General features: G+C 67.1%; 18 protein-coding genes and 1 pseudogene. 14 read left to right on the top strand and 5 right to left on the bottom strand.

Annotated features, from left to right (window positions below; genetic code table 11):
* Positions 1 to 4 precede the first annotated feature (4 nt).
* The 5 genes from AB0L53_RS20760 to AB0L53_RS20740 are packed head-to-tail and all read left to right on the top strand — an operon-like array spanning position 5 to position 5685.
* Entirely contained in the window at positions 5 to 1492 is a 1488-nt protein-coding gene (locus AB0L53_RS20760; protein WP_363995994.1) for a sugar ABC transporter ATP-binding protein, read from the top strand.
* Complete coding sequence (locus AB0L53_RS20755; protein WP_363995991.1) at positions 1492 to 2499, top strand: ABC transporter permease; 1008 nt, start codon at positions 1492 to 1494, stop codon at positions 2497 to 2499. Before AB0L53_RS20760 ends, AB0L53_RS20755 begins: the two co-directional genes overlap by 1 nt.
* A complete protein-coding gene (locus AB0L53_RS20750) occupies positions 2496 to 3542 on the top strand; it encodes a substrate-binding domain-containing protein (protein ID WP_363995988.1) in 1047 nt (348 codons plus the stop codon). Before AB0L53_RS20755 ends, AB0L53_RS20750 begins: the two co-directional genes overlap by 4 nt.
* An 11-nt stretch (positions 3543 to 3553) precedes the next feature.
* Positions 3554 to 4684 (top strand): Gfo/Idh/MocA family oxidoreductase, encoded by a 1131-nt coding sequence (locus AB0L53_RS20745; RefSeq protein WP_363995985.1) that lies wholly within the window; start codon positions 3554 to 3556, stop codon positions 4682 to 4684.
* Positions 4681 to 5685: a sugar phosphate isomerase/epimerase family protein gene (locus tag AB0L53_RS20740; RefSeq protein WP_358429252.1), complete on the top strand. Its 1005-nt coding sequence runs from the start codon at positions 4681 to 4683 to the stop codon at positions 5683 to 5685. The genes AB0L53_RS20745 and AB0L53_RS20740 overlap by 4 nt, the downstream gene beginning before the upstream one ends.
* A gap of 309 nt (positions 5686 to 5994) precedes the next feature.
* Here AB0L53_RS20740 and AB0L53_RS20735 read toward each other — a convergent pair whose 3' ends face one another.
* Positions 5995 to 6249 (bottom strand): DUF664 domain-containing protein, encoded by a 255-nt coding sequence (locus tag AB0L53_RS20735; RefSeq protein WP_363995982.1) that lies wholly within the window; start codon positions 6247 to 6249, stop codon positions 5995 to 5997.
* A 135-nt stretch (positions 6250 to 6384) separates the two neighbouring features.
* On the opposite strand from AB0L53_RS20735, the gene AB0L53_RS20730 reads away from it, so the two are divergent.
* Together AB0L53_RS20730 and AB0L53_RS20725 are read left to right on the top strand one after the other, a co-directional pair.
* Positions 6385 to 7677, top strand: coding sequence for an ATP-binding protein (locus tag AB0L53_RS20730; RefSeq protein WP_363995979.1), 1293 nt, complete (start codon positions 6385 to 6387; stop codon positions 7675 to 7677).
* A 5-nt stretch (positions 7678 to 7682) separates the two neighbouring features.
* Positions 7683 to 8291, top strand: a complete 609-nt coding sequence (locus tag AB0L53_RS20725; protein WP_363995976.1) for an RloB family protein — start codon at positions 7683 to 7685, stop codon at positions 8289 to 8291.
* 144 nt (positions 8292 to 8435) lie between these two features.
* Here the strand turns inward: AB0L53_RS20725 and AB0L53_RS20720 are convergent, their stop codons facing one another.
* Together AB0L53_RS20720 and AB0L53_RS20715 are read right to left on the bottom strand one after the other, a co-directional pair.
* Positions 8436 to 8918, bottom strand: a complete 483-nt coding sequence (locus tag AB0L53_RS20720) for a DinB family protein (RefSeq protein ID WP_358429250.1) — start codon at positions 8916 to 8918, stop codon at positions 8436 to 8438.
* A gap of 55 nt (positions 8919 to 8973) precedes the next feature.
* Positions 8974 to 11763 carry a BTAD domain-containing putative transcriptional regulator gene (locus AB0L53_RS20715; RefSeq protein WP_363995972.1) on the bottom strand — a complete coding sequence of 930 codons (2790 nt, stop codon included), beginning with the start codon at positions 11761 to 11763 and terminating at the stop codon, positions 8974 to 8976.
* Between the two features lie 70 nt (positions 11764 to 11833).
* On the opposite strand from AB0L53_RS20715, the gene AB0L53_RS20710 reads away from it, so the two are divergent.
* From AB0L53_RS20710 to AB0L53_RS20700, 3 genes are all read left to right on the top strand, one after another.
* Complete coding sequence (locus tag AB0L53_RS20710) at positions 11834 to 12883, top strand: FAD-dependent monooxygenase (RefSeq protein WP_363995969.1); 1050 nt, start codon at positions 11834 to 11836, stop codon at positions 12881 to 12883.
* A gap of 161 nt (positions 12884 to 13044) precedes the next feature.
* The gene (locus tag AB0L53_RS20705; protein ID WP_363995966.1) at positions 13045 to 14589 is read left to right on the top strand and encodes a serine hydrolase domain-containing protein; all 1545 of its coding nucleotides are present in this window, start codon (positions 13045 to 13047) and stop codon (positions 14587 to 14589) included.
* Between the two features lie 104 nt (positions 14590 to 14693).
* Positions 14694 to 15929, top strand: coding sequence for a serine hydrolase domain-containing protein (locus AB0L53_RS20700; protein ID WP_363995963.1), 1236 nt, complete (start codon positions 14694 to 14696; stop codon positions 15927 to 15929).
* Positions 15930 to 16202: 273 nt separating this feature from the next.
* Here the strand turns inward: AB0L53_RS20700 and AB0L53_RS20695 are convergent.
* Together AB0L53_RS20695 and AB0L53_RS20690 are read right to left on the bottom strand one after the other, a co-directional pair.
* Positions 16203 to 16403: pseudogene (locus tag AB0L53_RS20695) on the bottom strand (type II toxin-antitoxin system VapC family toxin); the annotation flags it as partial.
* A 121-nt stretch (positions 16404 to 16524) separates the two neighbouring features.
* Positions 16525 to 17049: an ATP-binding protein gene (locus AB0L53_RS20690; RefSeq protein ID WP_363995960.1), complete on the bottom strand. Its 525-nt coding sequence runs from the start codon at positions 17047 to 17049 to the stop codon at positions 16525 to 16527.
* A gap of 109 nt (positions 17050 to 17158) precedes the next feature.
* On the opposite strand from AB0L53_RS20690, the gene AB0L53_RS20685 reads away from it, so the two are divergent.
* The 4 genes from AB0L53_RS20685 to AB0L53_RS20670 all read left to right on the top strand — a co-directional run bounded on the left by AB0L53_RS20685 (position 17159) and on the right by AB0L53_RS20670 (position 20667).
* The gene (locus AB0L53_RS20685; protein ID WP_363995957.1) at positions 17159 to 17992 is read left to right on the top strand and encodes a helix-turn-helix transcriptional regulator; all 834 of its coding nucleotides are present in this window, start codon (positions 17159 to 17161) and stop codon (positions 17990 to 17992) included.
* The gene (locus tag AB0L53_RS20680; protein WP_357949797.1) at positions 17977 to 18192 is read left to right on the top strand and encodes a DUF397 domain-containing protein; all 216 of its coding nucleotides are present in this window, start codon (positions 17977 to 17979) and stop codon (positions 18190 to 18192) included. Before AB0L53_RS20685 ends, AB0L53_RS20680 begins: the two co-directional genes overlap by 16 nt.
* Positions 18193 to 18372: 180 nt before the next feature.
* On the top strand, positions 18373 to 20013 hold the full coding sequence (locus AB0L53_RS20675) for a cytochrome bc complex cytochrome b subunit (RefSeq protein WP_363995954.1): 1641 nt from the start codon (positions 18373 to 18375) through the stop codon (positions 20011 to 20013).
* A 99-nt stretch (positions 20014 to 20112) separates the two neighbouring features.
* A complete protein-coding gene (locus tag AB0L53_RS20670; RefSeq protein ID WP_358429230.1) occupies positions 20113 to 20667 on the top strand; it encodes a dihydrofolate reductase family protein in 555 nt (184 codons plus the stop codon).
* Positions 20668 to 20675: the final 8 nt, after the last annotated feature.

The following is a 20675-nucleotide window of genomic DNA, read 5'->3' as shown; positions in this document are numbered from 1 at the left end:
CCCAATGCTGGTCATGAGGGGGATCGTCAAGCAGTTCCCCGGCGTGCGCGCGCTCGACGGGGTGGACCTCGACGTGAGCGCCGGCGAAGTGCACTGCCTGCTCGGCCAGAACGGCGCGGGCAAGTCGACGCTCATCAAGGTGCTGGCCGGGGTCCACCAGCCAGACCAGGGCACGATCGAGTTCAACGGCGCGCAGGTCAGGGCGGGCAGCCCGATAGACGCCATCAGGCTCGGCTTCGCCACCATCTACCAGGAACTCGACCTCGTCGACGGGCTCAGCGTCGCGGAGAACATCTTCCTGGGCCACGAGCACGCCCGCGCCGGCTTCGTGAACAGGGGAGCGGCCAACCGGGCCGCCGCCGCGGTGCTGGCCAGGCTCGGCCACCCGGAGATCCGGCCGAAGGCCGAGGTCGGGCGGCTGGCACCGGCCGCCAAGCAGGTCGTCTCGATGGCCCGCGCGCTCTCCCACGAGGCACGTTTGATCATCATGGACGAGCCGTCGGCGGCGCTGGCCCACGATGAGGTGGCCAACCTGTTCCGCATCATCCGCGAGCTCACCGCCCAGGGCGTCGCAGTCGTCTATATCTCGCACCGGCTGGAGGAGATCCGCGAGATCGGCGACCGGGTCACCGTGCTCAAGGACGGGCGCACGGTCGCCGTCGGCCTGCCCGCCCGCGACACGCCGACCTCCGAGATCGTCTCGCTGATGACCGGCCGCAACGTTGAGTACGTCTTCCCGCCCCGCGCCGCCGAGTCCCCGGGCGAGGAGGTGTTGCGCGTCGAAGGGATCAGCTCGCCGGGGGCGTTCGCCGACGTGTCGTTCTCGGTGCGCGCCGGTGAGATCGTCGGGCTGGCCGGGCTGGTCGGCTCCGGCCGTTCGGAGATCCTGGAGGCGGTCTACGGCGCCCGTCGCGCGTCCGGCCGCGTCCTGCTGTCGGGCAAGGCCGTACGGCGGGGTGACGTCGTCGGCGCCGTACGGCAAGGCATGGGCCTGGCCCCGGAAGAACGCAAGGCCCAGGCGCTCCTGCTCGACCAGAGCGTGACCGCCAACATCACCCTGGGCAGCCTGCCGGAGTTCGCCACGTTCGGCTGGATGAACCGGGTGCGCGAGAAGGCCGAGGCGCGGCGCCTGATCGAGGTGCTCGACATCCGCCCGCCCGACCCCGAACGGCCGATCAAGACGCTGTCCGGCGGCAACCAGCAGAAGGCCGTACTGGCTCGCTGGCTGCTCGGCGGGCGCAAGTTGCTCCTGCTCGACGAGCCGACCAGGGGCGTGGACGTCGGGGCCAGGGCCGAACTGTACGCGGTGATCCGCGGGCTGGCCGACCAGGGCATCGGCGTGCTGCTGGTCTCCAGCGAGGTGCCCGAGGTGCTCGGCCTGTCCGACCGCGTGCTGGTGCTGCGCGAGGGGACGGTCATTCACCAGGGCGACGCCCAAGAGCTCGACGAGCATCGCGTGCTCGACATGATCATGGATGGGAGAGCCGCCTGATGAGCAACCCCGCAGAAGCGGGCCCGCAGAACCGCCTAGCCGTGCGGGCGCCCGGTCCGCTGGCCTGGCTCGGAGAGGCACGGCACCTGGGGCTGGTGGTCGCGCTGGTACTGCTCGCGATCGTCGGCCTGGTCACCAAGCCCGAGAACTTCGCCACCACCTCCAACCTGGTCAGCATCCTGTCGCTGGCCGCCACGATCGGCGTCATCACGGTCGGCGCCACGTTCGTCATCATCGGCGGCGGCATCGACCTGTCGGTGGGCGCCACCATGGCCCTGGCCTCCGTCTGGGCCACCACCTTGGCCACGCAGGCGTACGGACCGGCCGTCATGGCCGTCTGCGCGATCCTCGTCGGCACCGGCACGGGTCTGGTCAACGGGCTGCTCATCGCGTACGGGCGGTTGGTGCCCTTCATCGCCACCCTGGCAATGCTGGTCGCGGCGCGCGGGCTGGCCCAGCGCATGTCCGACCGCAAGACGCAGATCATCCAGCCCGACAACGGCGCGATCGTGGACCTGTCGACCACGCGGCTGCTCGGCGTCCCGCTGCTGGTCTACATCTTCGCGTTAGTCGTGGTGCTGGGCTGGATCCTGCTCAACCGCACCACCTTCGGCCGCCGCACCTACGCGGTCGGCGGCAACCCCGAGGCGGCCCGGCTCGCCGGCATCAACGTCCGCCGGCACACGATGCTCCTGTACGCCCTGTCCGGGCTGTGCTGCGGCATCGCCGCCATCCTCATCATGGCCCGCACCACCACGGGCTCCTCCACACACGGCGACCTGTACGAGCTCGACGCCATCGCCGCCGTCATCATCGGCGGCACCCTGCTCACGGGCGGCCGCGGCACGATCATCGGCTCGATCCTGGGCCTGCTGATCTTCACCCTCATCACGAACCTGTTCATCCTCAACGGGCTCAACACCAGCGACCAGCTGATCGCCAAGGGCCTGATCATCGTCGTCGCCGTCCTTCTCCAGCGACGGAACCTGAAGGAGAGAGCACCATGAGCAACAACGTCGCGCGCAGGGGTTTCCTGGTCGGTGGAGCCGTGATGTTAGCGGCCGGCTGCACCAGCAACGAGCCCGCCGCCGCGCCCTCGACGGTGGCGCCCGTCCCCGCGCCCGCGGCCAGCGGCAACGACCAGCCCGGCACCAAGGTGGTCATCGGCTTCTCCGCGCCCGCCGCCGACCACGGCTGGATCGCGGCCATCGCGAAGAACGCCGAGTCCGCGGCCAAGCAGTATTCGGACGTCGACTTCAAGCCCGTCGAGCCCACGAACGACATCAACCAGCAGATCTCCGCCGTCGAGTCGCTGATCGCGGCCAAGGTCAGCGCCCTGGTGATCCTGCCGAACGACGGCCAGCAGCTCAACCAGGTCGCGCTCCAGGCCACCCAGGCCGGCATCCCGGTCATCAACCTCGACCGGATCTTCCCCGACAAGCTCGCGTACCGCACCTGGATCGGCGGCGACAACTACGGCATGGGCGTCGCGGCCGGCCAGTACATCGGCAAGCAGCTCAAGGACAAGGGCGTCTCGAACCCGGTGATCGTGGAGATCCAGGGCATCGCGACACTCCCGCTGACCCAGGACCGCAGCAAGGGGTTCGCCGACGCGCTGAAGACGTTCGGCTTCAGCGTCACCGCGAAGCAGGACGCCAAGTTCACCGTGGAGACGGGCAACTCGGTGGCCGCCAGCCTGCTGCAGGCGCACAAGAAGATCGACGCCCTGTGGAACCACGACGACGACCAGGGCGTGGGCGTGCTCGCCGCCATCAAGGAGGCGAACAGGAACGAGTTCTTCATGGTCGGCGGCGCCGGCTCCCTGAACGCCATGAAGGAGATCCAGTCTGGCACCTCCGTGCTGAAGGCCACCGTCACCTACAGTCCTACGATGGCCTCGTCGGCCATCAAGCTGGCCAGGTTGATCGCGCAGCAGAAGGGCATGAGCGACCTGGTGGAGAACCAGGTGCCACAGTCGATCACGCTCGCGTCGGAGACCATTACCAAGGAGAACGTCGAGAAATACCTGCCACTCGGCTTCGAATCCTGATCGGGGGTTGCATGTCAGACCAAACCACCGTCGGCGTGGGCATGATCGGCTACGCGTTCATGGGCCGCGTCCACTCCCAGGCATGGCGCAGCGTCGGCGCCTTCTTCGACCTGCCGCTGGCACCGCGCATGGCGGTGCTGGCCGGCCGGTCCGAGGAGCACACCGCCGCCGCGGCCGCCCGGCTCGGCTGGGCCGACACCGAGACCGACTGGAGGGAACTGGTCAAACGCGACGACGTGCAGATCGTCGACATCTGTACGCCGGGCGACTCCCACGCCGAGATCGCCATCGCCGCCCTGGAGGCCGGCAAGCACGTGCTCTGCGAGAAGCCGCTGGCCAACAGCGTGGCCGAGGCGGAGGCCATGGTGCGGGCGGCGGCCTCGTCGACCGCCAAGAGCATGGTGGCCTTCAACTACCGGCGGGTGCCCGCGGTGGCGCTGGCCCGGCGCTATGTCGAGGAGGGCAGGCTCGGCGAGATCAGGCACGTACGAGCCCAATACCTCCAGGACTGGATCGTCGACCCTTCGTCTCCGCTGGTGTGGCGGCTGCAGAAGGACAAAGCGGGATCGGGCGCACTGGGTGACATCGGGGCGCACATCATCGACACCGCCCAGTTCATCACCGGCCAGAACATCGTGGGCGTCTCGGCGCTCACCGAGACGTTCGTCAAGGAACGTCCCGTGTCGGCAGGCTCGTCGGAGACCGGGCCCGTCACCGTCGACGACGCCGCGCTCTTCATCGGGCGGCTCACCGGCGGTGCCGTGGCCTCCTTTGAGGCCACCCGGTTCGCCACCGGCCGCAAGAACGCGCTGCGCATCGAGCTCAACGGCTCGAACGGCAGCCTGGCCTTCGACTTCGAGGCCATGAACGAGCTGTGGGTCAGCGAAGGCGACAGCGGCTTCAAACGTATCCTCGTCACCGAGGCCGACCACCCCTACGCCGGGGCGTGGTGGCCACCCGGACACGGACTCGGGTACGAACACACTTTCACCCATGAAGTCAAAGACTTCCTGGAGGCGATCGCCCAGGGCAGCGACCCGGCACCGTCGTTCGCGGACGGGCTCCGGGTGCAACGTGTGCTCGCGGCGGTCGAGCGTAGCGCGGCTGATTCCAGCCGTTTCACAGTTGTGGAGGACATATGAGACCGGTCACCTTGTTCACCGGCCAGTGGGCCGACCTGCCGTTCGAGGAGGTGTGCCGGCTCGCCGCCGAATGGGGCTACGACGGCCTCGAGATCGCCTGCTCCGGCGACCACTTCGACGTGGCGCAGGCGATCAGCGACCCGTCGTACGTGTCCGCCAAGCGGGCCCAGCTCGACAAGCACGGCCTCAAGGTCTGGACGATCTCCAATCACCTTGTCGGCCAGGCGGTCTGCGACCATCCGATTGACGAGCGCCACAAGGCCATCCTGCCCGCCCGCATCTGGGGCTCGGGCGACCCGGAGTCCGTACGCCAGGCGGCCGCCGAGGACATGAAGAACACGGCGCGAGCCGCGGCCCTGCTGGGCGTCGACACGGTGGTCGGCTTCACCGGCTCGTCGATCTGGCACACCGTGGCCATGTTCCCGCCGGTGCCGGCCTCGATGGTGGAGGCGGGCTACCAGGACTTCGCCGACCGCTGGAACCCCATCCTCGACGTCTTCGACCAGGAGGGCGTCCGCTTCGCCCACGAGATCCACCCCAGCGAGATCGCCTACGACTACGTGACGACCCAGCGCACCCTGGAGGCCATCGGCCACCGCCCCGCGTTCGGCCTCAACTGGGACCCGTCCCACATGGTCTGGCAGGACCTCGACCCGGTGGCGTTCATCCTCGACTTCGCCGACCGCATCTACCACGTGGACTGCAAGGACACCCGCGTCCGCGTGGGCGACGGCCGCCGCGGCCGCCTGTCCTCCCACCTGCCGTGGGCGGACATGAGGCGCGGCTGGGACTTCGTCTCCACCGGCCGCGGCGACGTGGCCTGGGAGGACTGCTTCCGGGCGCTCAACTCGATCGGGTACGCGGGCCCGATCTCGATCGAGTGGGAGGACGCGGGGATGGACCGGCTGGACGGGGCACGGGAGGCCTTGGGCTACATCCGTGCCCTCAACGCCATCACCCCACCGACCACCGCCTTCGACGCGGCCTTCTCCACCACCTGACCTGACTGCCCTGAGCGCCCGACACGCATGATGATCGCGTGCCGGGCGCTCAGGCATATGTCTCCCAGAGGTTCCGCCCCTCTTCGACGCCCGACACGCATGGTCATCGCATGTCGGGCGCGCTTCGCGCGAGTGGCGCTCAGGCGTGCTTCCCAGGGGGCTCCGCCCCCTTCGACCCCCGACAAGCGCGGGCTTCGCCGTGGGGCGCGCTTCGCGCGGACGGCGCTCAGGCGTATTTCCTTGGGGCTCCGCCCCGGCGAGGGGCTCCCGCCCCTCGCGCACCCCTGCCTTGCCTGATTGGAGGGCCGGCTATCGAGGCCCGAGTCCCGTCTTTCCATCGAGCAACTCGCGCGCGGCATCAAGGTGACCCGCATGGCGTGCGGTCTCCTCGATCATGTGCAGGACGATCCGCCGCAGGTCGATGATCTCGTCCCTGAACCGACCTGGGTGACGTTCCTGCGGGGGAGTCGCGGCATGGAAGGCGTTGGACCGCTTGCACTGGGCGCAGTAGAACACGAGGACCACAGACAGCGGTCGTGGTGTGGTCAGGGCGATCTTGCGCATGACCGCAGCAGCGTTCCGACGAGAATAGCAACGAGGCCATGCTCGCGTTGTATACGCAGACAGGGGCCGATATTCGCAGGGAACCGACAGAATCGTGGCTATGATGGCTACCTAGATGCAGGAAGAGGGGCTGCCGTGCTGATCCGGTTCGAGGTGGCGAACTTTCGCTCCGTACTCGATCCCGTCGAATTGTCGATGGTCGCCGTCGATCGAGATCGGACGGAGGCGCGTCCGGTGCCCAACTTGGGCGAGAGTCTGCTGCCCGTCGCTGCCGTCTTCGGCCCGAACGCCTCTGGCAAGTCGAATGTCATCGCTGCACTGACCTGGTTGCGGACAGCCATCCGAGATTCGCTGCGTTTCTGGGACGACGAGATCCCCATCGAGCCCTTCGCGTTTGCCGGTGGCGAGGCACGTCCTTCGGAGTTCACCATCGAGTCCGTCGTGTCGGGAGTGCGGTTCGAGTACATCGTCGAACTTGATCGGCGTGCGGTCCGCTACGAGGGCCTGTTCCACTACCCGGAGAAGAAGCGGCGACGGATTTTCGAACGTGAAGGGGACGAGTTCAAGCTCCAGCGCGGTCTCGGGAACCTGTCCGGCACCCGTGAGCTGTTGACGCCGCGCGCGCTTGCCCTGTCGATCGCCCGGCGATTCGATGAATCGCTCGTCTCTGGTTTCGCTCGCGACCTCCTCGCGGTGCAGACGCTCGGACTGAAGTCGCATGGCCCGCGTCCGGTGAATCTCGCCCCGGCACGTTCGACCCTTCGTTGGTTCGAAGAGTTCTCCGACCGCGATCAGTTCGCGTTGCCGGGATTCGAGGAGCTGGACAGGCCTTCTCCGACGGACCGTACTCAGGCGTTGGCTCTGCTCCGGCTGGCCGACATGGGCATCGAGGACGTGATGATCGAAGAGCCCGAGGTCTCCTATCCGGAGGGCGGTCCCGAGTCGGCGCGCGTGAGGACACAACGCGCAGTTCGGCTTGTCCATCGGGCAGCTCATGAGAGGGTGCCGCTCGACTTCGCGGCGGAGTCGGAGGGTACACGCACCTGGTTCCAGCTCATCGGGCCCGTGTTGGCCGCGCTCAGGTCCGGTTCGTTGCTGCTGTTCGACGAACTGGATGGGAGCCTGCATCCGACGTTGTCGATGCAGCTGATCCGACTATTCCATGATCCGGCGACAAACCCAAAGGGCGCGCAACTGGTCTTCACCTCTCATGACACGAGCCTACTCAATCACCTCAACCGCGACGAGGTCTGGTTGACGGAGAAGGCAGAGGACGGCGCGACCAGGCTTGGCGCCCTGGCCGAATTCGCCGGCGAGCGGGTGAGAAAGTCGCAAAACCTGGAGAAAGCGTATTTGCATGGGCGGTTCGGTGCGCTACCGGATGTCGACCGCGCGGAAATTCTCCGTGCCCTCGGGCTGATCGGCTAGCTGGGATGACGCCGAGAAGAACTAAGGCAAAGGACCTCAAGCGGAGGACCGCCAAGCGTCCAGAGCGCAAGACCATTGTTGTGTTCTGCGAAGGCGAAGCCTCGGAACCCGACTACATCAATGGGCTGAAGCGGCTCCCGGAGGTTCGCGCCAACACCTCGATCAACATCGAGATCCATCCTGAACAGGGAGTTCCGTTCACCCTGGTGCAGCAGGCGGTCGAGCGAAGCCGTGATGACGAAGTCGATGAGTGCTGGTGTGTGTTCGATGTCGAGTGGCCCAAAAACCATCCGAATCTCAAACAAGCCGTCCGGCTGGCGGATGAGCACGGAATTCGCCTGGCCATCTCGAATCCTTGTTTCGAGCTGTGGTTGATCCTTCACTTTGAACATCAGACGGCGTTCATGAATACCAGCGAAGCCGAACGGAAGAGCCGTAAACTCGACGGACGTTCTGGGAAGAGGATCGACGCCGATAAATACGTGCGAAACCGGCATGCGGCGTCAGAGCGCGCGTCTTTGTTGGCCGTCCGTCACGCGCGAAACCAGAGCCTGTTTCCCAATGACAACCCCTCGTCTACTATGGGCGACCTGCTTGAGGCAATTAACCCTTGACCGCGTAAGACCTCCACCGCCCGTCCCCTCCATGAGGCGCCCCGACACGCGTGGTCATCGCGTGTCGGGCGAATCGCGCGAATATCCGCTTTGGCCGGATCAAGGACGTAGTCAGCCTTGTTCAGTGCTGGTCGAGGAGGAGGGCTATCGAGGCCCGAGTCCCGTCTTACCGTCGAGTAACTCGCGCGCGGCGTCGAGGTGGCCCGCATGGCGTGCGGTCTCCTCGATCATGTGCAGGACGATCCGCCGCAGGTCAGTGACCTCGTCCCCGAGCGGGCCGGGGTGTCGTCCTCGCGGGGGAGCCGAGAGCGGACTAGCGGCGAGGACCGCGTTGGACCGCGCGCACTGGTCCCGGTAGAACGCGAAGACCACAGACGGTGGCCGCGGTGTGGTCAGTGGCAGGTGGTCGTCTGGCCAGGCCAGCGGCTCGGCGTGGCCGGTGGCGATCTCCTGGAACCAGTGCCGTTCGGCGTAGCCGAGGTGCTCCACGAGACCCAGAACCGTCCATCCCGAGGGCAGGACCGCGGTTGACAAGGCTTCGACGTCGAGGCCGTCAACGATCGCCAGGACACTGGCCCGTTGCGCCTCCAGGAACATCAACAGCGCGTTCTTCTCGCTCTCGTCCACGCGCCAACGCTAGTAAACGGAACCGACATTCTGGGGTGGCCGCGCGGCGGTCTCGTCACAGGAGGGCTCTGGCGGCGTCGGCGGCGGGGTTGCCGAGTTCTTCGAGCAGGAGGAGCGCCGCCTGGGCGTGTGTGCGGGCCAGGGCGGTGTGGCCGAGTGCGTGACGGGCCTTGGCCAGGCCGAGGTGGCCGTGGGCGGCTTCGTGGGGATCGTCGATCTCCTTGGCCAGGGCGAGTGCGGCGTCGTGATCGATGAAGGCCTGATTGTGGTCGCCCATGGCGTGTGCGGCGGCGCCCATGGCGTTGAGGGTCTCCGCCTGCAGGTGCGGGCCCAGGTCGCGGCTGATCGCGTAGGCGCGCTCGAGGGCGTGGCGGGCGGCGTCGTGCTCGCCTTGGTCGCTGTGGAGGTCACCGAGGGAGAGCAGGGTGTTCCAGAGGCCCGATGGGCTGCCGATCTGGTGGTTGATCCGCTGGGCCTGCTCCAGGTAGTCGCGAGCCAGGTCGGGCTTGCCCAGTTGCCCGTAGATCCTGCCCACGTCTGTCAGGAGGACCCCCGTGCCGACGTATTTGTCCGCCGCCTGGAAAAGGTCCAATGCCTGTTGATAGTGGTCCTGGGCGCCATGGAGGTTGCCTTGGCGTTCGAGCGAGTGACCCAGGTAGTGATGTCCCACCGCCTCGCCCTCCGGGTCACCGGCGGCCCGGCAGACGCTGATGGCCTCTTGGGCGTACTGGACGGCCTGAACCACGTTGCCCATGGCGTGGTGGGTTCTGGCCAGGTCGGCGAGGGTACGGCCCTCGCTGCGCCGGTCTTCCGCCCGCCGTACCGCTGCGAGAGTTTGCAGATGGAGGGTAAGAGCGGCGCCGCGGCGGCCGCGTTCCTCCAGAAAGGGGAACAGGGTCGTGGACAGGAAGAAGGCGTGCGGGTGCCGGCCGTGTTCCGCCGCGTGCGCGCCGACGGCCAGCAGGACGGGCAGCTCCGCGTCCAGCCAGGCCGTGGCGTCGGCGCGGCCGGTCAGGGGCGGGATCTGCGGGCGCGGCGGGGGCTCGTGCGGAACCGGCAGTGTTCTGTCCGGGTACTTGAGGTCGGCGGCCATGCCCGTGACGTGCGTATAGAAGGCGAAGAGCCGGGTCAGGGCGGCCTTTCCCGAGTTGTCCGGCTCCTCCAGGTCGGCCGCTGACCTGGCGTGGTCGCGCAGCAGGTCGTGGAAGGTGTAGCGGCCCGGTTCCTGCTGGAGGAGCATGTGCGCGTCGAGCAGGTCCTCCAGGAGCGACTCGGCACGCGTGACGGTCAGGTCGGCGAGCGCGGCGGCCGCGTAGGCGTCGATGTCCTGGCCGGGGTGGAGGCCGAGCAGGCGGAACATGCGGCGATGGTCGGGGCTCAGATGCTCGTACGACAGCGCGAAGGCGGCGGGGACGCCCCGTTCCGCGGTGGCCAGTTCGGCCAGGCGGCGGCTCTGGTCGCGGAGCCGTACGGCGAGGTAGTCCACCGTCCATCGGGGGCGGTGGCGCAGCCGCGCGGCGGCGATGCGCACGGCCAGCGGCAGGAACCCGCACAGGCGCAGGACCTCGGCGACGGCGACGGGCTCCTGCCGCGCCCGCGGCCCGACGACGCCGGTGAACAGCTCGACCGCGTCACGCTCTGAGAGCACGTCGACGGACATGGCGTGGGCGCCGTCCAAGTCGATCAGCCGACGCCGGCTCGTGATCACGGCCATGCTGCCCGAACCGCCGGGCAGCAGCGGCTGGACGTGCTGGGTGTCGGCGGCGTTGTCGATGACGACCAGGGCGCGCAGCCCCGACAGCTCGCCACGCCACAGCGCGGCACGTTCCGAGGTCCCTGCCGGTATGCGCTCCGCGGGCAGGCCGAGCTGGCGCAGCAGGATCTCCAGCGCTTCGCCGGCATCGACGGGATCACGGCCGGCGGTGTGGGCCTGCAGGTCGACGAAGAGCCCGCCGTCGGGGAAGCGCTCGGCGAGCAGGTGTGCCGCGTGTACCGCCAGTGTGGTCTTGCCGATGCCCGCCATGCCGTCGATCGCGACCACGCTCACCCCGTCGGGCAGTCTGGTGAGCCGCTCGAGCTCGGCTTCCCGCCCGGCGAAATCGGGCACGTCGTACGGCAGGAAACTCACCACCGCGTGCCGTTCGTCTCTCAACACCGTCTCTTCGACGGCCGCGAACTCCCGGCTGGGGTCCAGCCCCTGCTGCTCGGCCAGCGTCGTCCGGTAGTCGCGCGCGGTCGCCAGAGCCTCCGCCTGCCGTCCCGATCGATGCAGCGCCAGCACGTACTGCCCGCGCAGGCGCTCCCTCAGCGGGTGCCCGGCCACTTCCGCGGCGAGTTCGTCAAGCAGTACGGCATGCCGCCCGGCCTGAAGTTCCAGCTCCGCCAGCCGTTCGACGGCCGTCAGCCGCTGCTCCTCCAGCAGGGCCCTGGTGGCGGGCACATAGTCGGCCTGCACGTCGGCCAGCGCCTGCCCGCGCCAGAGCCCGAGCGCCTGACGGATCTCCTCGCTGTCGCCCGCGGCCAGCCGCCTGAACTCATGGACGTCCACCTGACCCGGCTCCGGCACCGCGGCATAGCCGGCGGGACGCGTCCGCACGATGTTCTCGGCCTGCGCCGCGCGCAGCATCCGGCGTATCGCCATCACCGACGCCTGGACCTGGGCCTTGGCCGTCTCCGGTGGGGTCGGCCCCCACATCGCCTCGATCAGCCGGTCCGTGCTCACCGTGCTTCCCGCGTTCAGCAGGAGGTAGGCGAGCATCGCGCGATGCCGCGGCGCTCCGCCCAGCGGCTGCCCTTCGGTGCTGACCTCTACTGGGCCCAGGAGTGAGAAGCGCATAGAGGTCATATGGGCGAATGTATCAACGCCCTCGATCAGTATTTCCCCAGATCTCATGACGTACAGAAAGGGAGCACACATGAGCGGAGAAGTGCTGATCTCGGGCGCGGGTGTCGCGGGTATGTCGCTGGCGTATTGGCTACATCGGCACGGCTACGCGGTGACCGTGGTGGAGCGCGCCGCCGCGCTGCGCGGCACCGGATACGCGGTCGACTTCCGCGGCGAGGCGATCGGCGTCCTCGACGGCATGGGCCTGCTGTCGCAGATGCACGATCACGCCACGGGGATGGGCGCGATCACGCTGATCGACGGCGACGGGAAGCCGACCGGTGAGCTGCCCGCGGAGACGTTCGCCGGCGACCTGGAGGTGCTCAAAGCCGATGTGACGCGCATCCTGCACAGCATCACCGCCGACGACGTCTCCTACGTCTTCGACGACTCGATCACCGCGATCGACCAGGACGAGGACGGCGTCGGCGTCGTGTTCGAAAGGGCGGCCGGGCGCAGGTTCGACCTGGTGGTCGGAGCCGACGGCGTCTACTCCAACGTGCGCCGCCATGTCTTCGGTCCCCACCGCGACTTCGTGCGGCACCTGGGCATGTCGGGCGTCGGCTACACCACGGTCAACCGCCTGAGCCTCGACCACGAGGGCCTGCTGTACAGCGCGCCAGGCCGGGCCGTCTACGTGTTCAGCTCCAGCAACCCGGCCAGGATGACCGTGAGCCTGTCGGTCGCCACCGACTCCCCTGATATCGACAGGCTCGACCGCGACACGCAGGAACGTCTGTTCCGCGAGCGCTTCGCCGGCGATGGGTGGGAGGTGCCGCTGCTGCTGGAGGAGATGCGGCTGGCTCCCGACTTCTCCTTCTCCTCGGCCTGCCAGATCGCCATGGACCGCTGGTCACACGGTCGCGTCGTACTCGTCGGCGACGCCGGATACTGCGCGGCGCCGACGGCGGGCATGGGCACCTCCCAGGCCCTGATCGGCGCTCACCTGCTGGCGACCCGCCTGGTGGAGACAGCGGGCGACCACACGGTCGCGTTCCCCGCGTACGAGCGCGAACTACGCCCCTACATCACCGAGAACCAGTCCAAGGGCGCCGAGGCGGCAATGATGTTCGGCGCCTGACAGGAAGCGTGGCCGCCGACATCGGCCCCATGCGGTTCATGCGGTGTCCTGTCAGCGGCGGCGTCAGGACGGCGACGGCCCGGTATCAGTGCGGTCGGCGATCGTAAGAGCCATCGCCCTTCAAATGACTTTTCGTAACAGCTTCAAAGGAGCACACCATCATGTCCATCACCCTTGACGATCAGGACGCGCTCACTCTGCGGATCGCCGCGTGGGGCGCCGTTTCGCTGATGTCCGCTGCCGGGGCGGCCGGTTCGGCGCACAAGGCCGCCACCGAGGCCTCCATCGCCTTGACCTCCGCGACCGGTCTGGTCGGGCATGTGCTGGCCAAGGCGCCTAAGGGCGTGAAGTACGGCAAGACGGTGGCCGAGCTCGCCGACCAGGTGCTGCCGGCGCTGACGGCGTCCATGAGTCTGCTCAAGGAGCAGGCTCCGGAAGAGGCCGACAACTTCCGCCGTACCGTCATCGTCGCCATCGAGGCAGCCGGCCGGCCCCAGAAGGGCCAGCCCAGCCCCACCATGGCCGAGATGGCCCGCAAGATCGGCGCAGCCCTCGACGCCGCTTCGGCCACGCCCGGGGTGACTGCGGCGAACAGCGGGACCGTGCCCACGACCCTTGCCGGGCAGGTCCGTCCGGAGCTGCAGAAGGTCATCGAGGAGATCGTCGATGCCGGTTTCGTCGGCATGCAGTTGCGTGTGCACGATGAGCGGGGGGAGTGGGTGGGCAGCGCCGGGGTGCGTGAGCTGGGCCAGAGCGCGAAGCCGCCGACGAACGGGTGGTTCCGGATCGGCAGCTCCACCAAGACCTTCGTCGCGACCGTGGTGCTGCAGTTGGTGGCCGAGGGCAAGATCGGGCTGGACAGTCCGGCGGCCGGCTATCTGCCCGAGCTCGGCTTGGACGGGCGGATCACGGTGCGGATGCTGTTGCAGCACACCAGTGGGGTGTTCAACTTCACGGGCGAGTACTTCGAGGACGGGACGGTTGTGCCGGGGGTGGCCTGGGCGGGCCAGGAGTGGGTGGACAACCGGTTCAGGACCTACCGGCCGGAGGAGTTGGTGGAGCTGGCGTTGTCCAAGCCGGCGCGGTTCGAGCCGGGGACGGACTGGAACTATTCCAACACCAACTATGTGCTGGCCAGGCTGCTGATCGAGAAGGTCACCGGCCGCTCGTTCGCCGAGGAGCTGCGGCGGCTGATCCTGGGGCCGCTCGGGATGTCGGACACTGTGGCGCCGGGTACCTCGACGGAGATTCCCGAGCCGCACGCGCACAGCTACTACCGGTATGAGGAGGACGGCCAGGACAAGACGGTCGACGTCACCAGCCAGAACCCGTCTTGGATCTCCGCCGGTGGTGACATGATCTCGACCACCCGCGACCTGGCCACGTTCATCTCCGCGTTGCAGGGCGGCAAGCTGCTGCCGGCCTCGCTGCTGGCCGAGATGCGTAAGCCGGACCCGAAGATCGGCTACGGCCTGGGGCTGTTCGTGCAGGAGCTCCCGGACGGCGGCACCATCTTCCACCACAACGGCGGCATCGCGGGCTACGCGACGCTGATGTACAGCACGCCCGACGGCGGCAAGACCATGACCGCCTCGCTGAGCTATGTGGATGACGCCGCGATGTCCCAGGCGGGGGCGTTCCAGACGGCCCTGGTGAAGCTCATCGACGAGGTGTTCGGCGGCGGGCAAGCCGAGGCGGCTCAGTAGACCCGCTGAGCACCGGGGACCCGTACGGGCCAATTCGCATCCCCATCGACCCGATCCGCTCGGCGAGCTGTTCGCTTGAGCGCGACACCGAAAGACAAGCAACCATGAAAACCCAATCCCCACCAGCCACCAAGGTCTTCCGGCGAGTGGCGGTCACCGCGCTGGCGGCCGCGCTGCTCGCCGGGGCGGTCACCCCCGGGATGGCCGCCGCGGACAGCAGCGTGGCCACGCCGAAGGCCGCTGCCGGGCAGAATCGCCCGGAACTGCAGAAGGCCATGCAGGCGTTCGTCGACGCCGGTTTCGCCGGGGTGCAGGTGCGCGTGCACGATCAGCGGGGCGAGTGGGTCGGCAGCGCCGGGGTGAGCAAGCTCGGCGAGGCCGCCAAGCCGCCGACGAACGGGCGGTTCTGGGCGGGCAGCGTCACCAAGACCTTCACCGCGACCCTGGTGCTGCAGCTGGTGGGCGAGGGCAAGATCGGGCTGGACACCCCGGCGGCCGACTACCTGCCCAAGCTCGGACTGGATCCGCGGATCACCGTGCGGATGCTGCTGCGGCACACCAGCGGGTTGTTCAACTACGCAGGCGGCGAGACCTACGATGACGGGACGTACATGCCGGGGCTCCCCGCCACCGGCAACGAGTGGCTGGACAACCGGTTCCACTCCTACAAGCCCGAAGAGCTGGTCCGGTTCGCGCTGTCCAAGCGGGCCCGGTTCGAGCCGGGGACGGACCAGAACTACTCCAACACCAACTACACGGTGGCCCTGCTGCTGATCGAGAAGGTCACCGGCCACTCCTACGCCGAGGAGATGAAGCGACGGATCCTGCGGCCGCTCGGGCTGCGGGGCACCGTGGTGCCGGGCAACCGGACCGAGCTCCCCGGGCCGCACGCCCATGGCTACTACCGCTACGAGGAAGCCGGCCAGTGGAAGACGGTCGACATCTCCCGCCAGAACCAGTCCCTCCTGGCTGGCGCCGGTGACATGATCTCGACCACCCAGGACCTCCACACGTTCATCTCCGCGCTGAACGGCGGCAAGCTCCTGCCGGCCCCGCTGCTGGCCGAGATGCGCAAGCCGTACGGGAAGCTCGGTTACGGCTTCGGGCTGTTCGTGCAGGACCTGGGCCCGAACTGCGGGACCGTCTACCAGCACAACGGCAGTCCGCCGCACGGCTACGGGGCGCTGATGTACAGCTCGCCCGACGGCAAGAAGACCCTGACCGCCTCGGTGACCTGGGTGGACGAGGTCACAAGGGGCCCGGCGAAGGACTTCTTGAAGCTGACCGACACTCTGGTCAAGCAGGTGTTCTGCGGCGGGCAGGCCGGGTCGGCTGACTAGAGAGTTTCAAATGCTGTGGTAGGGCGGTTTGAAGTCGAGACGGGTCTTGGCGATGAAGCCGCTGATCAGCTGTCTTCACGCTGATGTGGGTGTTGAGGTTGTCCCAGCAGACCGCGAGCGGGCCGCCGAGACACCTTCACCACGGGGGTGTCCCGCGCGCTCCCCAGCTACGGCCCTTGGGCGGCCTCAACCCCTGTCTCCGGTTTGAACGGCGACCGCCCACATGTCACCCAGCCGTGAGAATACAACTACATAACGTCAACCTTTGAAGCTCTAGACCAGACGAATGTCGCAGCCGATCACCACCGGGAGGTTGGCGAGCTTCGCATCACCGGTGATCAGGGTGCAACCTTCAGCCTCGGCCAGCGCCACGTAGACGGCATCGTAGGCCTTGATGTTGCCGCGCAATCCCCAGATGCGAGGCAGAAGAGGCCGGATGTCCGCCAACTCGATCTCGGCCCGGGTGAGCGCCTCAAAGGCGCTCCACCCACGCGTCTGTCGGCCTGGTGGCCAGCGCCGAAGACGGCGCGTGGTATCCGCTGAGGGCCCCTTCCCGGTCGCGTTCTTGGAACGGTCAGCCGAATATTCGGCCTCATTATCTAGTCTTCACATCGGCCCACACCGCGCGGTGTTCGGCTGCGGTGACAAATGTCCCCCAGCATCCGTCGGACAGCTCGGCGACAATGCGAATACCGCGCCCCGATTCGGCCTCGGGAGCCGGCTCGGCCATATGCGGCTCAGCGCTAAATGCGCCGGGATCGGTCACCTCGACGCGAAAGAACCCGTCCCCGCGTCCCACACTCACCGTGACCCACTCGCGGTCCGGGCCTCCTTCCACGTGCTCGCAGGCGTTCGTGACCAGCTCAGAGACCACCTGTTGCACGTCGGGACCCGTCGGGAGATCGTCCGCGAGCCACCAGGCGACAGCGGCGCGCGCCTGTTTCGGCGCCATGCGGCCGCGCCGCAGCCTGGTTGCTCCGATGAGAATTACATCTTCTGCTCGCATTGGCATGTAAATCACCTGACTCGCCCGAATTTCTGTGCCGTTATAACACGCGATCTCGAGAATTCGTGTGTCGCACGGGGAATTGTTGGCTTGAAACACTGGTAAGCGTGCCATCCGGCAGGTAATTTTTGGGATGACCGTAAGGGCTCGTGCCACACGAATATGAGTCCCTCGGTGGGAAATGTTGTGTGATCCTGTGGGATCAGACCAGGAGTAGCCCCCGATGCGTCCTGCCAAAGAGTTGAATCCAGACGCCAGCGCGGAGGCCCGTTTCGGGTACGAACTACGTCAGCTTCGTCTCGAAGCGGGACTGACCCAAGGGCAACTCGGCCACAAGATCGGTTTCTCCGCCAACCAGGTCGGTTCCGTCGAACGGGCCGTACGCACACCGACCGAGGTGCTCGCCAAGCGCTGCGAGGAAAGACTGGGGCTGGAGCCGGGTCGCCTGGTCGACTTCCTGCCTGTCGGCAAGCGGGAGTCCGTCTTCAAGACGCTCGCCCCCTGGCTCGACATCGAGGCGACAGCTCGCGAACTCTGGACCTGGGAACCGACCATCGTCCCTGGGCTCCTGCAGACGCCCGAATACGCCCGAGCCATCGTGGCGGGAAAACCGGGGGTCACCGGTGACCAGGTGGAGGAGGCGGTCAGGTCCCGGATGGCGCGCAAGGAGATCTTCCAAAGAGACAGCCCACCCACACTCTGGGCGGTCCTCGATGAGTCGATCCTTTACCGTCCGATCGGGGGCGAAAGTATCACCCGCAACCAACTGTCGCACCTCATCGAGGTGGCTCATAGTCCGTGTATCACGATCCAGATCCTTCCGCTCAGCGCCCGTCTCACGGCTGGACTGCTCGGAGGCTTTGTGATCGCGCATATGACAGGCGGGCCGAGCGCGGCCTTCGTGGACAGCCCTGTATCGGGAAAGGTGTGGGACAAACCAGCTGAGATCGAGACCCTCGGCCTCCGCTATCAGATGTGCCGCGCGGAAGCCCTTCCCCAGAGCCTGTCCATCAAGAAGATCGAGGAGAGGTTGGAGCAGGGATGGACCTGGAACTGAACGAGGAACTCAGGACCGCCGCATGGCGGAAGTCTTCGTACTCGGGCGACAACGGAAATTGCCTGGAGGTTGCCCCGCTGTCTGCCGGTCGCGTGGGTATCCGCGACACCGAGCGGCCTGACCTGCAGCCCTATGTGGTGAGCGCGTCAGTGTGGGCCGCGTTCATGGACGGCGCCAAACGAGGCGAGTTCGACTTCTAGCCACCTCAGGAAGGGGCCCGGCAGCGGGCCCCTTTGTCATGGGTGTGGAGGGTGCTCAGCGCGGGCGGACATGTCACATTTCGGACCTCTGTGGCGTCTATGTAGCGAGGTGTCCACGAGAACGGGGAGCGACATGCCCACAGTGCCTGACATGGCGGTCGGTGTGAGCGGAGATAACGGATGAACGAGCTCAAGACCATCCCGAACGCCGTCTCAAGCCCCTCGAACTGGCTCGATGAGCGCCTCGGCGCGGCCAACTTCATCAAGCGCAACATGCGCAAGATCTTCCCCGACCACTGGACGTTCCTGCTGGGGGAGATCGCGCTGTATGCGTTCGTCTTCCTGCTGCTGACTGGGACGTTCCTGACGTTCTGGTTCAAGCCCAGCATGGCGGAGATCGTCTACGACGGGTCGTACGCCCCGCTCAAAGGCGTCCTGATGTCCCAGGCCTACGCGTCGTCGCTGGAGCTCAGCTTCGACGTCCGGGGTGGCCTCCTGGTCAGGCAGATGCATCACTGGGCGGCGCTGATCTTCGTGGCGAGCACCATCGTGCACGCGCTGCGGGTGTTCTTCACCGGCGCCTATCGCAAGCCGCGCGAGCTCAACCATGTGATCGGCGTGCTGCTGCTGGCGCTGGCGCTCCTGGAGGGGCTGACCGGATACTCGCTGCCCGACGACCTGCTGTCCGGCGCCGGTCTGCGGATCACTGAGGGTGTGCTGGTCTCATTGCCGCTGGTCGGTACGTACGCGACGTTCTTCCTGTTCGGCGGGGAGTATCCGGGCGGAGATGTCATCTCCCGGTTCTATTCGCTGCACATCCTGCTGATCCCGGGCATCATCCTGGCGCTGGTCACCGCTCACCTGGTGCTCATGTGGATGCAGAAGCACACCCAGATGGCCGGTAAGACGCAGACGAACCGGAACGTAGTGGGTGCGCCGTTCTATCCGGCGTTCATGGCCAAGGCGGGCGCGTATGTCCTGTTCACCTTCGGGGTGATCGCCGGGCTGGCGACGTTCGCCCAGATCAACCCGATCTGGCTGTTCGGGCCCTACACGCCCGCCGACGTGTCGGCCGGTTCGCAGCCCGACTTCTACATGGGCTTCCTCGAAGGCGCGTTGCGCATCATGCCTCCGTGGGAGATCAACCTGTTCGGTACGTCTCATGCGGGCACAGTGCCGCTCAACGTCATCATCCCGGCGCTGGCCCCGCTGGGTATCGTCTTGACGGGTCTGGCGTTGTATCCGTTCCTGGAGCAGTGGGTGACGGGCGACAAGCGCGAGCACAACTTCGCCGACCGCCCGCGCAACAACCCGCACCGCACGGCGATCGGCATGACGACCGTCGTGTTCTACGGCGTGCTCTGGCTCTTCGGTGCCAACGACGAGATCTCCGCCTATTTCCACATCAGCCTCAATGCGACGACGTACGCGGGCCGGGTGCTGATCTTCGTGGCGCCCGTGCTGGCGTATGTGATCACGTACCGGATATGTCTGGGGCTCCAGCGCTACGACGCGGGCATCATTTCCCATGGCGTCGAATCGGGTGTGATCAAACGGTTGCCCAGCGGTGAGTTCGTCGAGGCCCACGTGCCGGCGGCGGACGACATCGAGGCGCACGTACGGGGCAAGGAGCCGGTGGCGATGTTGGCGGTCGCCGAGCCCGACAGCACGGGCATCCCGCCGAAGGGCATGCGCGGCCCACTGGGCAGACTGCGCGCTCGGATGTCGAAGGCGTACGGGGGCGAGAAGGTCCCCCTTGACGACGCCCACGGGGCCGGGGAGCTGGATCGCGCGGGCGACGACCGTACGCTGATCCATTAGCCGAAGATCGGCCGAGTAGGGCATCTTAAGAGAATCGTCAGCGGGACCTGAAATGTTGTGGGTGTCACCGAGCAGCACCCCGACACTGAGGAGATCCCGATGCGCAAGCTCATCAACTCGACCTACATCACCCTCGACGGCGTCATCGAGAACCCGATGTGGACGATGCCCTACTTCGACGACGAGGCCGCCGCCTTCGCCGGCGAGCAGACGAATGGGGCAGACGCGCTGCTGATGGGCCGTGCCACGTACGACGGCATGTCCGCCGCCTGGCCGACCCGGGACGAGAGCGACCCGACCACCGGCGCGGCCTACTTCAACAACGTCAAGAAGTACGTCGCCTCGACCACTCTGACCGACCCCACCTGGAAGAACACCGAAGTGCTGCAGGGCGACCTGGTCGAGGAGGTCACCAAGCTCAAGGCCCAGGACGGCAAGGACATCCTGCAGTACGGGTTCGGCTCGGTCACCACTCAGCTCATCAGGGCGGGTCTGCTGGACGAGGTCCGGTTCTGGATCACCCCGGTGCTGGAAGGCGCCGAGAGCGTGACGACGCCGCTCAAGGACTTCAAGGCGTCGTTTGAGCTGGTCGACACCAAGGTCATGAAGAGCGGCGTGATCATCGCCTCCTACCGGCCCAAGGCGGCCGAATGATGGATGGG

It is taken from the genome of Nonomuraea sp. NPDC052129, assembly GCF_040680095.1.
GTDB lineage: Bacteria > Actinomycetota > Actinomycetes > Streptosporangiales > Streptosporangiaceae > Nonomuraea.
Note: the sequence above shows the minus strand (reverse complement) of the source record. Positions and strands in the feature narration are given on the sequence as shown.